Origin of the sequence: Bradyrhizobium sp., assembly GCF_049691595.1 — a bacterium.
Lineage (GTDB): Bacteria > Pseudomonadota > Alphaproteobacteria > Rhizobiales > Xanthobacteraceae > Bradyrhizobium.
This window is the reverse complement of sequence record NZ_JBAVNZ010000366.1, coordinates 1-12,082: the sequence shown is the minus strand read 5'-3', so window position 1 is coordinate 12,082 and position 12,082 is coordinate 1. Positions and strand designations below refer to the sequence as shown.

Sequence of the window (12,082 nt, the reverse complement as noted above, 5' to 3'; positions counted from 1 at the left end):
GACGCCCGAACAGGCCGGACTGCCGCGCGTCGGCGGCGAAGCACTGAAGGGCGGCGATGCCGATGCCAACGCGGTGGCGCTGCAAGGCGTGCTCGACGGCAAGCCGGGCTCCTATCGCGACGTGGCGCTGCTGAACGCCGCCGCCGCGCTGATCGTCGCCGGCCGTGCCAAAGACCTGAAGGACGGCGTCGCACTCGGCACCCAATCGCTCGACAGCGGCGCGGCGGCGGCGCGGTTGAAGCATCTGATCGCGGTTTCCAACGGCTGACCGCGGGAACACACATGTCGGATATCCTGAACAGGATCGAGGCCTACAAGCGCGAGGAGATCGCCGCCGCCAAGCGTGCGCATCCGCTGGCAAGCATCGAAGCGCTCGCCAGCACCGCGCCGCCGCCGCGCGGTTTCGTGCGCGCCATCCGCGAGAAGCATGCCCGCGGCGAGTTCGCGCTGATCGCCGAGGTCAAGAAGGCTTCGCCCTCCAAGGGGCTCATTCGCGCCGATTTCGATCCGCCGGCGCTGGCAAAGGCCTATCAGGCCGGCGGCGCGGCGTGCCTTTCGGTTTTGACCGACACGCCATCGTTCCAGGGCCATCTCGATTTCATGGTGGCGGCGCGCGCGGCGACGACGCTGCCGGTGCTGCGCAAGGATTTCATGTTCGACACCTATCAGGTGGTCGAGGCGCGCGCCCACGGCGCCGATTGCGTCCTGATCATCATGGCGGCGCTCGACGATGACGCCGCCAAGGATCTCGAGGATGCGGCCATCGCCAACGGCATGGATGTGCTGATCGAAATCCACGACCGCGCCGAGCTCGATCGCGCGGTAAAACTCCGCTCGCCGATGATCGGCGTCAACAACCGCGACTTGCGAACCTTCGAGACCACATTGGCGACCAGCGAGGCGCTGGCGCCGCTGATTCCAGGGGATCGCCTGATGGTCGGCGAGAGCGGCATCTTCGCGCCTGCCGATCTGGCGCGGCTTGCGCGGGTCGGCATGTCGACGTTTCTGGTCGGCGAAAGCCTGATGCGGCAGGCCGACGTGACGGCTGCGACCCGCGCGCTGCTTTCGCGCGATCAGGCCCCGCGCGCGATCGGGACGCGCTAGCGCATGTGTACCTAACAGTCATTTCTCCCGCTCCCTGCTAACGAGCGTTTGAGCCAGACTTGCACCGGCTTGCGACGTTCGCCTACATTGCATCGCGCCCAACAATTGTCAGCGAGGGTATGGCATCGTCATGTATACGCTTCCTCGACACCGCGGATTCAAATATGGACTGATTTTTCTCGCATGGGCGGCGGCGGTGGCCTGTCCTTTGTTTATAGACAATCCACCGTTCGAATGGATTTTCGAGTGGCGGCCGAAAGTTTGGCCGTACACCAGTTTGTTTAATTTTCTGGAGCTACCCGGTATCGCCCTGCTGGTGTCCGCAACAGGCGTGCATGGATCAGGGCACGCTTGGATCGATCACATGGTCGTGATCTTTGGGTCTGCGAGCCTTTGGCTTCTTGTGACGATCATATTGATTGCAATTTGGTCTGCCATTCGCCGCCGCTTGCCTCGACTTCATCGAGTCTCCAAGGACACGCACTAGTCGATGGCGCGAAAATCCTCCAGGGCCGGCTCCGCCCTCACCCATATCGACGCCAGGGGCGAGGCGCGAATGGTCGACGTGTCGGCCAAGCCCGCGACGGAGCGAATGGCAATCGCCGAAGGCCGCGTCGTCATGAGCAAGGCGACGCTCGAGCTGATCGTTTCCGGCAATGCCAGCAAGGGTGACGTGCTGGGAACTGCGCGCATCGCCGGCATCATGGCGGCGAAACGGACGTCGGAACTGATCCCGCTGTGCCATCCGCTGGCGCTGTCGAAGGTCACGCTGGATATAGCGACCGACGACAAGCTTCCGGGCTGCGTTGTCCGGGCCGCCGTCAAGGTGACCGGCCCGACCGGCGTCGAGATGGAAGCGCTGACGGCAGTGTCGGTCGCCTGCCTTGCGATCTACGACATGATCAAGGCCGTTGAGCGCGGCGTTCGGATCGAGGGCATCCACCTCGTCGAGAAAAAAGGCGGCAAGTCCGGACATTACCGCGCCGGCGCTTGAACTCGCCGGAGCATTACCCCGCCGGTCGCCCGCGCCGCCTGACAGCAGACTGCCCTGCTCAGTTCGGAACCGGCCGCTTCTGGGACGCCGGCGCGTCGGCGTTGACGGTGACGCCACGGAGCTGTTTGAAGGCCGCGATCAGCGCCTTGTCGTCCTTCTCCGCCGGCGGAACATAGGACTGCGAGCCCGCCTGCTCGGCGCCTTCGGCCGCGAGATGCCCGCGCATCGACGCCTCGCCCTTGGTCTCGGCGCGGGTCTTCAACTCGTCCGGCACATCCTGAAGCACTTCGATGTCGGGCGTGACGCCCTTGGCCTGAATCGACCGGCCGGAAGGCGTGAAATACCGCGCCGTGGTCAGCGCCAGCGCCCCATTGCCGGTGCCGAGCGGAATGATGGTCTGCACCGAGCCCTTGCCGAACGAGCGCGTCCCGATCAGCGTTGCGCGCTTGTGGTCGTGCAAGGCGCCGGCAACGATCTCGGACGCGGACGCCGAGCCGCCATTGATCAGCACCACGAGCGGCTTGCCCCGGGTGAGGTCGCCGCCTCGCGCGGTGAAGCGCTGGGTTTCCTCCGCCGCGCGGCCCCGCGTCGAGACGACCTCGCCGCGTGGCATCAAGCTGCTGGTCACCGACACCGCCTGGTCGAGCAGCCCGCCCGGATTGTTGCGAAGATCGATCACATAGCCCGCGAGCTTCTCCGGCGGGATTTCCCTGGTGATTTCGGCAATCGCCTTGCGCAGGCCGTCGGTAGTCTGCTCGTTGAACGAGGTGATGCGGATGTAGCCGATATCGCCGCCGTCGGTGTGGTAACGGACCGGCCGGATCCGGATGATCTCGCGCACGATCGCGATCTCGATCGGCTTGTCGGAAGCCTTGCGGATGATCTTGAGCCGGATCTTGCTGTGAGGCGGTCCCTTCATCCTGTTGACGGCCTGATCGAGGGTCAGCCCCTGGATCGCTTCATCGTCGATCTGGGTGATCACGTCGCCCGACATGATGCCGGCCTTGGCGGCCGGCGTGTCGTCGATCGGCGCCACGACCTTGACGAAACCGTCTTCCATCGTGACCTCGATACCAAGCCCGCCGAATTCGCCGTGGGTGGTCTCCTGCATGTCGCTCCAGCCCTTCGCATTCATGTATCGCGAATGCGGATCGAGCGATGCGAGCATGCCGTTGATCGCGCCTTCGACGAGCTTGGCGTCATCGGGCTTCTCGACATAGTCGATCCTGATCCGCTCGAACACGTCGCCGAACAGGTTGAGCTGCGAATAGGTATCGGACCGCACGGCGGCCTTTGCCGCCGCGACGAGATGCGCACCCTGGGGCGCGGTAACCAGAAGGGTCAGACACGCGCCTGCAACCGTGCCGAGGAAAAAGCTGACATTCTTGCGCATCACTCGCGATCCTTCTCGCTAACTGCAGTTCCGATTCACGGGAATCGGCGGCCTGACCCGGGAACGCCGAACACACTACGGCTTTTTGGTCGGATCAAGGCCGTTTATGACCGAGCCAATACAAACTGCCGGGAAGTGCCTGGCCGTCCCCGCGGTCGATGAGGCCCCTGGGGGCGCTTTCGTCATGGCGAGCCTCGGTCGCGCGAATGCGCGCCCTATTGACACCGTCATTGCGAGCGCACGCGAAGCAATCCATCGAGCAGCGTCAAGAAAGAACGGATTGCTTCGAGAAGCGGCTTGGCACGCCCGCGGCATGAGCGGCATAACGACAGCCACGGTTCAACCTGCTCGCACGACTATTACCCACCGCGCATGGCACAATCGGAGAGAGCTTGGCGTCGAAGTGCGGACCCAGCCAATCCGCCGTACGTGCTCTGCGCGGGCCGCCGACGTCGAATTCATCGACGAGAACGGCGGCGATCAAGGAGAGCGCATCCGAAGGCCCGACAGAAGCCACGGCCGATCAATTCGAGCCCGACGGCTTGGATCATTTCGCGACGGTTCAACTTCGAAAGCTTGGGAAAGAAAGTCTTCGAAAATAGTCAACCAATCAAAGGGAGAGCAACGGTTTCAGTCTGGCGCGTACTTCGTCCAGCACGCATGCCGGAGCCTTGCATATGAAGCGCGATCCGCGTTGCGCCCAGCAAGCACTGCGCAATTGATCGGCTTGTACAACGCCGCTGACGTCGTCGCTGTCCGGTATTGCCACGTGAAAACTCCAATCACGATCGCGCCGTGTTATCGGGCAAGCAATGCACCGACCCGTCAGTTCATTGAAGACAATTGGTGAAAGCACAGGCGCAGGCCGCCGTCCGGCCTGCGCTTGGCGACCGCTTGCAGGAAATCCAGCCAGATAATGTCGCCCGCATCAGGGCAGTAGGCGGTCACCTCACCATGCCTCATTGCCGCGCGGAGACCCCCAATCGACTTCCTGCGGAACGTTGTCCTTGGTCATTCCGCTCAGCAAATCATCGAGTGTGTAACGTGGCTTTCGTGCTGGCTTGACGATCGGACGCAACACTAATGTCCCGTTTTCGACCTCTATTTCAGCTCGCTTGCCGTTGCTGACTTTGAGAGCATCGGCGACCGTCTTCGGTATGCGCACGGCAAGGCTATTTCCCCACCTGCAAAATTCGACAATCATGCCTGCTCTCCTCAAGGGTAGATACGAAGTATATACAACGCAGTGCTGCTTTCGGCGATAGAGTCCACAGGGCGGATTAGAACCCAACGGGTTCGCGCGAAGCGCGGCCCGATGAAAGATTGATGGGTTTCGCGAAGGGCTCGCCTACCCTACGTATTGGAAACCTTCCCCGCCTCGCGCAGCCCGTTCTGCCACGTCGAAGGCTGCGTGCCGAATCCGCGTTTGGCGCGGGTGCCGAGCCAATAGCCGAATTGCGGCGGCACGTTGCGGAACGGGCCTTCGACGCCGAGTTTCAACGCGGCGTCCATCGGCCAGTTCGGATTGTTGAGGATCTCGCGGCCGACCGCGATCAGATCGGCCTGCTTGTCGCGCAAAATCTGCTCGGCCTGGTCGCCGTGAATGATCAAGCCGACCGCCATGGTCATGATATCGGCGTGGCGCTTGACATATTCCGACAGCGGCACCTGATAACTGTATTTGATTTCCTTGCCGAGGATCGGCGCCATTTCGCTGATGCCGCCGGACGAGCAGTCGATGACATCGACGCCCTTGCCCTTGAGGATTCTGGCCAGCCGCGCGCTCTGCTCCGGCCCCCAGCCGGCGTTGTCTTCCACCGACAGCCGCACGAACAACGGCTTGTCGTCCGGCCAGTGCATCCGCACCGCCTCGGTGATCTCGGTAATGAAGCGCATCCGGTTCAATTCGGACCCGCCATACTCGTCGCTGCGCTGGTTGGATTTCTCCGACAGGAACTCATGGACGAGATAGCCGTGCGCGCCGTGCAGCTCCAGCACGTCAAAACCCGCCTCATGCGCGCGCCGCGCCGCGTTGCCCCAGGCCTGCACGAGGTCTTTCACCTCGCCCCGTTCAAGCGCTCTCGGCACCGGCCATTTCTCGCTATGGGCGATCGCGCTCGGCGCCACCGGCGACCAGGCGTCCCAGTCGTCGATGTCGGGCGTGCGTTGCAACGGTCGGTCGCCCTCCCATGGACGGGTGGCGCGCGCCTTGCGGCCGGAATGGCCGAGCTGGATGCCGGCCACCGAATTCTGCTGCTGGATGAATTTCACGAGGCGGCCGAGCGGCCCGACGAAGGCGTCATCCCAGATGCCGAGATCGCCGACCGTGCCGCAGCCGCGCCGCTCGACCTTGGTCGATTCGACGACGACGAGACCGGCGCCGCCGGCCGCGAATTTTCCGGCATTCATCAGATGCCAGTCGGTCGGAAAACCCTTCACCGCCGAATATTGATGCATCGGCGGCACCACGATGCGGTTCTTCAGCTCGACGCCGCGGATCGTCATCGGCGTAAACAGCAGCAATTCGGACATGGATGGTTTTCCTCGCATCGCGAACATCGTAGTCCCGGCGGCTTGCCGGGTCGGCATTCTGCTGGCGCGAACGATATACGCGACGGAGCGTGGCGGCAAAGCCGGATCATTGCCTGCGCCGCCGGTTTTTCGTACAGCAACCGGATGACCCTTGACTCCCTCTCCCCCGGCCCGGTCGATGCGCTGCTGTTCGATCTTGGCCGCGTCGTGCTCGATATCGATTTCAACAGGACGGTGGCCTGCTGGGCCGCTCACGCCGGCTGCCAGCCTGCTGAAATCGTCGCGCGCTTTGTCCGTGATGAAATTTACCATCTGCACGAGACCGGCAAGGTGGAGGACGCCGTCTATTTCGAGAGCCTGCGAACCTCCCTCGGCTTCGGATTGTCACAAGCCCAGCTTCTGGAGGGGTGGAACGCGATCTTCGTCGGCGAAATGCCTGATATCGCGCCGCTGCTGAAACGCGCCGCGAAGCGGATGCCGCTCTACGCATTCTCCAACACCAATCGTCCGCACGCCGAATATTTCTGCAAAACCTACGTGGATCTGCTCAGCCATTTCCGGGAAATTTTCCTGTCCTCGACGATCGGGCTTCGAAAGCCGGATGCCGCGGCCTATGATCATGTAGTGAAGGCGATTGGCGTGCCCGCCGCGCGGATCGTGTTCTTCGATGACCTCGCGGCCAATGTCGAGGCTGCACGGGCGCGCGGAATGGCCGCCGTTCACGTGACATCGACCGATGACGTGGTAAAGGCGCTCGCAGCGCTCGGGATTTAGGAGTTTTCGCCGTGGCCCTGATGCCGGTTGCCGATGCGCTTGCCGCGATCCTCGCTGGCGCCGAACCGTTGCCCGAGGAGATGGTCGCACTCGATACCGCCCATCATCGCGTGCTGGCGCGCGACGTTGCCGCACGGCGCACCCAGCCGCCGCAGGCGATGTCGGCGATGGACGGCTATGCCGTGCGCGCGGCTGACGCGTCGAATCTCAAGGCGCGGCTGAAAGTGATCGGCGAAGTCGCCGCGGGCCGGCCGTTCGAGCGGAAAATCGGCGCCAACGAAGCGGTGCGGATCTTCACCGGCGGGGTGATCCCCGACGGCGCCGACGCCGTCATCATCCAGGAGGACACGGTGGTCGATGGCGACCACGTCACGATTACCGAGGCGGCCGTGGCCGGACGGCATATCCGCCCCGCCGGCGTCGATTTCCGCGCGGGCGATGTGCTGCTTGCAGGCGGAAGCCGCCTCACCGACCGCGACCTCTCGCTCGCCGCCGGCATGAACTATCCCGAACTCGCCGTGTGCCGCCGGCCCAAACTCGCGGTGCTCGCCACCGGCGACGAGCTGGTGATGCCGGGGTCGCTCCCGGGTCCCGGCCAGATCGTCTATTCCAACGGCTACGCGCTGCGCGCGCTGGCGCGGGCCGAGGGCGCCGAGACGGTCGATCTCGGCATTGCCGCCGACACCATCGCCGCCACCACCGCGGGCATCCGCCGCGCCCGCGACGCCAATGCCGATATCCTGGTCACGACCGGCGGCGCCTCGGTCGGCGACCACGACCTCGTCAGGCCGTCGCTGGAGGCCGAGGGCGTCACCATGGCGTTCTGGCGGATCGCGATGCGGCCGGGCAAGCCCATGATGCATGGCCGGCTCGGGGCGATGCGGGTGATCGGCCTGCCCGGCAATCCGGTCTCGTCCTATGTCTGCGCATTGCTGTTCCTGGTGCCGCTGATTCGCGCGCTATCGGGCCGCGCGGCCATTCATCACGTCAGGCAGACGGCCCTGCTCGGCTGCGATGTCGCCGCCAATGACCAGCGCGAGGACTATCTGCGCGCCCGTCTGGAGGTACGCAGCGACGGCGCGCTGATCGCAACCCCGGTCAGCCACCAGGACAGCTCGCTATTGGGGAATCTCGCTGCGGCACGGGCGCTTGTGATACGCCCGCCATTGGCGCCGGCGGCGCCCAAAAGCTCTGCTTGCGAGATCCTGCGCCTCCCCGAATGACGCCGTTTGACGGCGTATCCTGGCAAAACCCCGACTGCGTTCACTTGAAATTAAGTGGTTGCGGAACACATATCGAACATATAGTGTCTGTTCATGATTTGTTTCGAGAATTAGTGTCTACAGGCGAGAGTTTGAGAACTTCTGTTATCTCGAAATCGAACGACGCGACCAACCGGGGGAATGCTCGAGATGCTTACGCGCAAACAGTACGAACTTCTGCGTTTCATCAATGAACGGCTGAAGGAGGCCGGCGTGCCGCCCTCCTTCGACGAGATGAAGGATGCGCTGGACCTGCGCTCGAAGTCCGGTATCCACCGCCTCATCACCGCGCTGGAAGAGCGCGGCTTCATCCGCCGCCTGCCCAATCGCGCCCGCGCCATCGAGGTCATCAAGCTGCCGGAGCTTTCGGCTGGCAACGGCAATAGCCGCCGCGGCTTCACGCCGAGCGTCATCGAAGGCACGCTCGGCAGGCGCTCCAGCGGCGCAGCCCTGACCGAGGACGACAGCAACCGCCCGGTCGCGGTGCCGGTCATGGGCCGGATCGCCGCCGGTACGCCGATCGAGGCGCTGCAGACCCGCAGCCACACCATCAGCGTGCCGCCCGACATGCTCGGATCCGGCGAACATTACGCGCTCGAAGTTCGCGGCGACTCCATGGTGGATGCCGGCATTCTCGACGGCGACATCGCGCTGATCCAGCGCAACGAGGCCGCCGACACCGGCGATATCGTGGTGGCGCTGATCGACGAGGAGGAAGCGACGCTGAAGCGGTTCCGCCGCCGCGGCGCCTCGATCGCGCTGGAGCCCGCCAATACCTCCTACGAAGTCCGCATCCTGCCGCCGAACCGGGTCAGGATTCAGGGCAAGCTGATCGGGCTCTACCGGAAGTACTGACAGGCGCGACCCGGGAGCGTGTTAGCGCATTTGTGATCGGACGCGCTGCCGCGAGTCGCACAATTGCCCAGAACCGGGCCAACACTTGCAAGCTTGTCCACTCTGATAGAGGCCTGTGCCTCGCGGAGGTGCGGGTAGCTATCTCGAACGAGGAGCATCCGATGTGTGACTATAGTCTGCATGCTGTGGCATCGCGGCCCGCGCGGGTCGGAGAGACGCTGATCACCACGACCTTCCGCGGCACGTCGACCCGCGGTTTCGCGTCAGAAAGCGATCCCGCGGTCGCGGTCTGCATGCTTCCTGGAACCGAAGTCGCCTTCGCCGAAGAGGTCAAATACGACAACCGGTGGATCTGGACCAAAGCCACGGGTTTCCGCGTCGGCAAGTTCAATGAGGTGGATCCGGATGTACGCGATCGTCACCATGACGCGATCGAATTTCCGGACGGAAGCCACGTGCTGGTGACGCAGCTCTGCGAGGGGCAGCGGGTGACGGTGCTGCAATTGCCGGCGGTTCATACCGTCGCCGAACGCGCGTCCAGGGCTGTCGCGGCGCCTTCGGCAGCGTCGATCTTCATCGATTGAATACTCCAATCGGAAGCCGCCGGCGGCAGCCGGCGGCGCTGAAAGCGAGTGACCGGTGGTCGCCAAGGTCACATGGCAAGAAGCCGGACGCCTGACCGAGCCCGGCCGATATATGTTCAGGTTCGGCTGGCTCACCGTCACCGCGGAAGATCTGGCCATCTGGCGGCAGTTCCCGGACGCGGCGTTCACGCTGGTCGACTTGCCGGTGGAGACCGACGCGGCGGAATATCATCTCGGCGCATTCGAACTGCCGGCGAAACCTTCGTGCGGCGAACGGTGACGTTCGCCTCGGTCAGAAGCCGCCTCAGTCATCCGCCTGTACATCGGCTTCGGACGGCGTCGCGTCGACGGCGCGCGGCGGGGCGACGCGCGGCGCGAGGATCGAGGTCTCGGCTTCGCCATCGCCAGCGATCCGTGGCGACCACGGACGATCGACAGCTGCGGGCTTGACCGCATCGATGGCAAATCCTTCGCGGCTTCGCCGCAGCGCCAGCGCGCCCTGCCGCCGCAGGCGGTCGGTATCGATCACGGAAGCGCCGCACGCTGCCGGCGCCTGCCTTGCCGTCACCACCAACGCCGCGCGCGCGCAATCATCCGCCAGCGCCTCCGGCCGCAGCGTCAGGGCGACGAACGCGCCCCCGGCCATCGGCGTCACGCAACCGGCCTCGTCGCAGGAGACACCGTCCGCGAGCGAAGCATCGCCGGCGGTCCGCGGATCGGCGTCCGCCGCCAGCCATTCCCTGACCAAAAACGCGTCCCTGGCCGAGCGCATCAAATGCAGCCGCCCATCCCCGCCTCGGACGCCGACATTGCGGCCGTCGGCGGAAATCAGGATATCCGGCTGCGGCACCCGCACCGCCCACACCACGGCGAACAACAGCAGGGCGGCGCCGCACCAGCGCAGCGGCGTCCGCAACAGGCCGAGCAGGATGATTCCACCGCTCGCTGCGATCAGCGGGCCAATGCCGAACGCCGCCATGCGGCCGACCGCGCCGGGCAATGCCGCGACCCATCGCGTCACCAGGATCATCCAGTCGATGCCGGTGCCCATGATCGCCCAGAACACGCCGTCGAAGCCAAACGGCATGGCGACAAGGCCGAGCAGGCCCGCCGGCATCACCAGCGCGGAGACCACCGGCATCGCCGCGAGGTTGGCGAGGAGGCCATAGGGCGTCACCCGATGGAAGTGAAAGGCGGCATAGGGCGTGGTCGCCAGTCCCGCCACCAGCGAGGCCAGCACCAGCATCATGATCTCGCGGCCGCCCCATAGCGCGACGCGCGCGGTAGCCGAATGATCGGGCGCGGCCAACAGGCGCGGCATGCCGATCTGCACCAGCGCCACCAGCCCCAAGGTCGCGGCGAACGACATCTGAAAGCTCGGATGCACCAGCGCCTCCGGCGCGATCGCCAGCACGATCATCGCAGCCACCGCCAGCGTCCGGAACGTGATGGCGCGACGGTCGACCATGACGGCGATCAGCACCACCGCCGTCATGAAGAACGAGCGCTGGGTCGCGACCTCCGCGCCTGACAGCAGAAGATAGAACGCGGCGGCAAGCAGCGCCGCGACCGCCGACCATTTCTTGATCGGGTAGCTCACAGTGAGCACGGGAAACAGCGCCAGCAGCGCGCGGACCGCGAAGAACACCACGCCCGCGACCACCGCCATGTGATAGCCGGAGATCGACAGCACGTGGCCGAGGCCTGAAATGAACATCGCGTCGTTGACGGGCTCGGAGATCGCATCGCGCCGGCCGGTGAGCAGCGCAGTGGCGATGGCGCGCCGGTCGCCATCGAGTGTGGTGCGAATCCGCGCGTCGATCGCATCGCGTAACCCCTGCATGAACGCGGCGTAGCGCAGCGACAGTCCGCCGCTGGCCGGCGACGCCACGGTCCTGATCGCGCCCATCACGAAGCCCGACGCGCCGATCTTCTGGAAATACATGTCGCGGCCGAAATCATAACTGCCTGGGCGCAACGGGGCGAGCGGCGGCTGCAGCCGTGCCTTCAATTCGACGAAGCCGCCGACCGCGGGCGCGGTCCCCTTTTTTACCGACAGCCGCACCCGCTCCAGTTTCATCTCGCCGCGCGGACTTTCCATGGTCACAACGCGCAGCACGAAGCGGTCGGTGCGTTCGCGGATGTCGCGGGTCTCGACGAAGCCCGACAGCGATACCGAAAACATCGGCCGCGCCAGCACGCCATGCGCCACCCGCGCGGTCTTCCAGGTGGCGGCGGCAAAACCTGCCGCGGCGGCGGCCACCATGACCGCTACGGGAAATGCCTTTTGCCGGCGCAAGGCAAACGCCACGGCGCACAGCACAGCGGCGGTGACGGCGGCCACCGGCAACACCGGCTCATGATCGGCGGCAAAGTAGCAGGCGATCCCGCTGCCGAACGCCACCGGCACCCACGGCAGCAGCCGCCCGGCACCCGCCTCGGCGCGCACCCATTGGCGCAAGGTCTCGATGAGGGGCTGCCAGGCGCTGAGGCCCACGGGGAACCCGCCCGCCTGCGGAGCCGCGCGCGGTGGCCAGGTCCCGGCGTAACCCCGCCGCTGGCCCGGCGTCCTGCCCTGCTCCGC

At 65.1% G+C, this 12,082-nt stretch carries 14 protein-coding genes and 1 pseudogene; 9 read left to right on the top strand and 6 right to left on the bottom strand.

Annotation, left to right across the window (positions count from 1 at the left end; translation table 11 throughout):
* The 4 genes and pseudogenes from WCE35_RS16220 to moaC form a co-directional block, all read left to right on the top strand.
* Nucleotides 1–268: pseudogene (locus tag WCE35_RS16220) on the top strand (anthranilate phosphoribosyltransferase); the annotation flags it as partial.
* A gap of 14 nt (nucleotides 269–282) precedes the next feature.
* Nucleotides 283–1,104, top strand: coding sequence for an indole-3-glycerol phosphate synthase TrpC (trpC, locus tag WCE35_RS16215; RefSeq protein ID WP_424594354.1), 822 nt, complete (start codon nucleotides 283–285; stop codon nucleotides 1,102–1,104).
* 130 nt (nucleotides 1,105–1,234) lie between these two features.
* A complete protein-coding gene (locus WCE35_RS16210) occupies nucleotides 1,235–1,591 on the top strand; it encodes a hypothetical protein (RefSeq protein WP_424594353.1) in 357 nt (118 codons plus the stop codon).
* A 3-nt stretch (nucleotides 1,592–1,594) separates the two neighbouring features.
* Nucleotides 1,595–2,098 carry a cyclic pyranopterin monophosphate synthase MoaC gene (gene moaC, locus WCE35_RS16205; RefSeq protein ID WP_424594352.1) on the top strand — a complete coding sequence of 168 codons (504 nt, stop codon included), beginning with the start codon at nucleotides 1,595–1,597 and terminating at the stop codon, nucleotides 2,096–2,098.
* A gap of 58 nt (nucleotides 2,099–2,156) precedes the next feature.
* On the opposite strand, the gene WCE35_RS16200 is transcribed toward moaC, so the two are convergent.
* The 5 genes from WCE35_RS16200 to WCE35_RS16180 form a co-directional block, all read right to left on the bottom strand.
* Complete coding sequence (locus WCE35_RS16200; RefSeq protein WP_424594351.1) at nucleotides 2,157–3,491, bottom strand: S41 family peptidase; 1,335 nt, start codon at nucleotides 3,489–3,491, stop codon at nucleotides 2,157–2,159.
* A gap of 610 nt (nucleotides 3,492–4,101) precedes the next feature.
* Nucleotides 4,102–4,347, bottom strand: coding sequence for a type II toxin-antitoxin system PemK/MazF family toxin (locus WCE35_RS16195; protein WP_424594350.1), 246 nt, complete (start codon nucleotides 4,345–4,347; stop codon nucleotides 4,102–4,104).
* Nucleotides 4,317–4,439 (bottom strand): hypothetical protein, encoded by a 123-nt coding sequence (locus tag WCE35_RS16190; RefSeq protein ID WP_424594349.1) that lies wholly within the window; start codon nucleotides 4,437–4,439, stop codon nucleotides 4,317–4,319. The genes WCE35_RS16195 and WCE35_RS16190 overlap by 31 nt, the downstream gene beginning before the upstream one ends.
* A gap of 1 nt (nucleotide 4,440) precedes the next feature.
* Nucleotides 4,441–4,695 carry an AbrB/MazE/SpoVT family DNA-binding domain-containing protein gene (locus tag WCE35_RS16185; RefSeq protein ID WP_424594348.1) on the bottom strand — a complete coding sequence of 85 codons (255 nt, stop codon included), beginning with the start codon at nucleotides 4,693–4,695 and terminating at the stop codon, nucleotides 4,441–4,443.
* A gap of 149 nt (nucleotides 4,696–4,844) precedes the next feature.
* A complete protein-coding gene (locus WCE35_RS16180) occupies nucleotides 4,845–6,023 on the bottom strand; it encodes an NADH:flavin oxidoreductase/NADH oxidase (RefSeq protein WP_424594347.1) in 1,179 nt (392 codons plus the stop codon).
* A 144-nt stretch (nucleotides 6,024–6,167) separates the two neighbouring features.
* Here WCE35_RS16180 and WCE35_RS16175 point away from each other — a divergent pair, with 144 nt between their 5' ends.
* The 5 genes from WCE35_RS16175 to WCE35_RS16155 all read left to right on the top strand — a co-directional run bounded on the left by WCE35_RS16175 (nucleotide 6,168) and on the right by WCE35_RS16155 (nucleotide 9,778).
* Complete coding sequence (locus WCE35_RS16175; protein WP_424594346.1) at nucleotides 6,168–6,797, top strand: HAD-IA family hydrolase; 630 nt, start codon at nucleotides 6,168–6,170, stop codon at nucleotides 6,795–6,797.
* Nucleotides 6,798–6,808: 11 nt separating this feature from the next.
* On the top strand, nucleotides 6,809–8,020 hold the full coding sequence (gene glp / locus WCE35_RS16170; RefSeq protein ID WP_424594345.1) for a gephyrin-like molybdotransferase Glp: 1,212 nt from the start codon (nucleotides 6,809–6,811) through the stop codon (nucleotides 8,018–8,020).
* A gap of 189 nt (nucleotides 8,021–8,209) precedes the next feature.
* Nucleotides 8,210–8,914 (top strand): transcriptional repressor LexA, encoded by a 705-nt coding sequence (gene lexA / locus WCE35_RS16165; protein WP_424594344.1) that lies wholly within the window; start codon nucleotides 8,210–8,212, stop codon nucleotides 8,912–8,914.
* A gap of 161 nt (nucleotides 8,915–9,075) precedes the next feature.
* Nucleotides 9,076–9,498 (top strand): hypothetical protein, encoded by a 423-nt coding sequence (locus WCE35_RS16160; RefSeq protein ID WP_424594343.1) that lies wholly within the window; start codon nucleotides 9,076–9,078, stop codon nucleotides 9,496–9,498.
* A 55-nt stretch (nucleotides 9,499–9,553) separates the two neighbouring features.
* Nucleotides 9,554–9,778, top strand: coding sequence for a hypothetical protein (locus WCE35_RS16155; protein WP_424594342.1), 225 nt, complete (start codon nucleotides 9,554–9,556; stop codon nucleotides 9,776–9,778).
* Nucleotides 9,779–9,802: 24 nt separating this feature from the next.
* Here the strand turns inward: WCE35_RS16155 and WCE35_RS16150 are convergent.
* Nucleotides 9,803–12,082 (bottom strand): ComEC/Rec2 family competence protein (locus tag WCE35_RS16150; protein ID WP_424594341.1); only part of this gene is annotated, 2,280 nt, incomplete at its 5' end.

Coding starts and splice junctions, on each gene's coding strand:
- moaC (WP_424594352.1), top strand. CDS start 1,595: ATGGCGCGAAAATCCTCCAGGGCCGGCTCCGCCCTCACCCATATCGAC.
- lexA (WP_424594344.1), top strand. CDS start 8,210: ATGCTTACGCGCAAACAGTACGAACTTCTGCGTTTCATCAATGAACGG.
- WCE35_RS16210 (WP_424594353.1), top strand. CDS start 1,235: ATGTATACGCTTCCTCGACACCGCGGATTCAAATATGGACTGATTTTT.
- trpC (WP_424594354.1), top strand. CDS start 283: ATGTCGGATATCCTGAACAGGATCGAGGCCTACAAGCGCGAGGAGATC.
- WCE35_RS16185 (WP_424594348.1), bottom strand. CDS start 4,695: ATGATTGTCGAATTTTGCAGGTGGGGAAATAGCCTTGCCGTGCGCATA.
- WCE35_RS16160 (WP_424594343.1), top strand. CDS start 9,076: ATGTGTGACTATAGTCTGCATGCTGTGGCATCGCGGCCCGCGCGGGTC.
- WCE35_RS16175 (WP_424594346.1), top strand. CDS start 6,168: ATGACCCTTGACTCCCTCTCCCCCGGCCCGGTCGATGCGCTGCTGTTC.
- WCE35_RS16180 (WP_424594347.1), bottom strand. CDS start 6,023: ATGTCCGAATTGCTGCTGTTTACGCCGATGACGATCCGCGGCGTCGAG.
- WCE35_RS16200 (WP_424594351.1), bottom strand. CDS start 3,491: ATGCGCAAGAATGTCAGCTTTTTCCTCGGCACGGTTGCAGGCGCGTGT.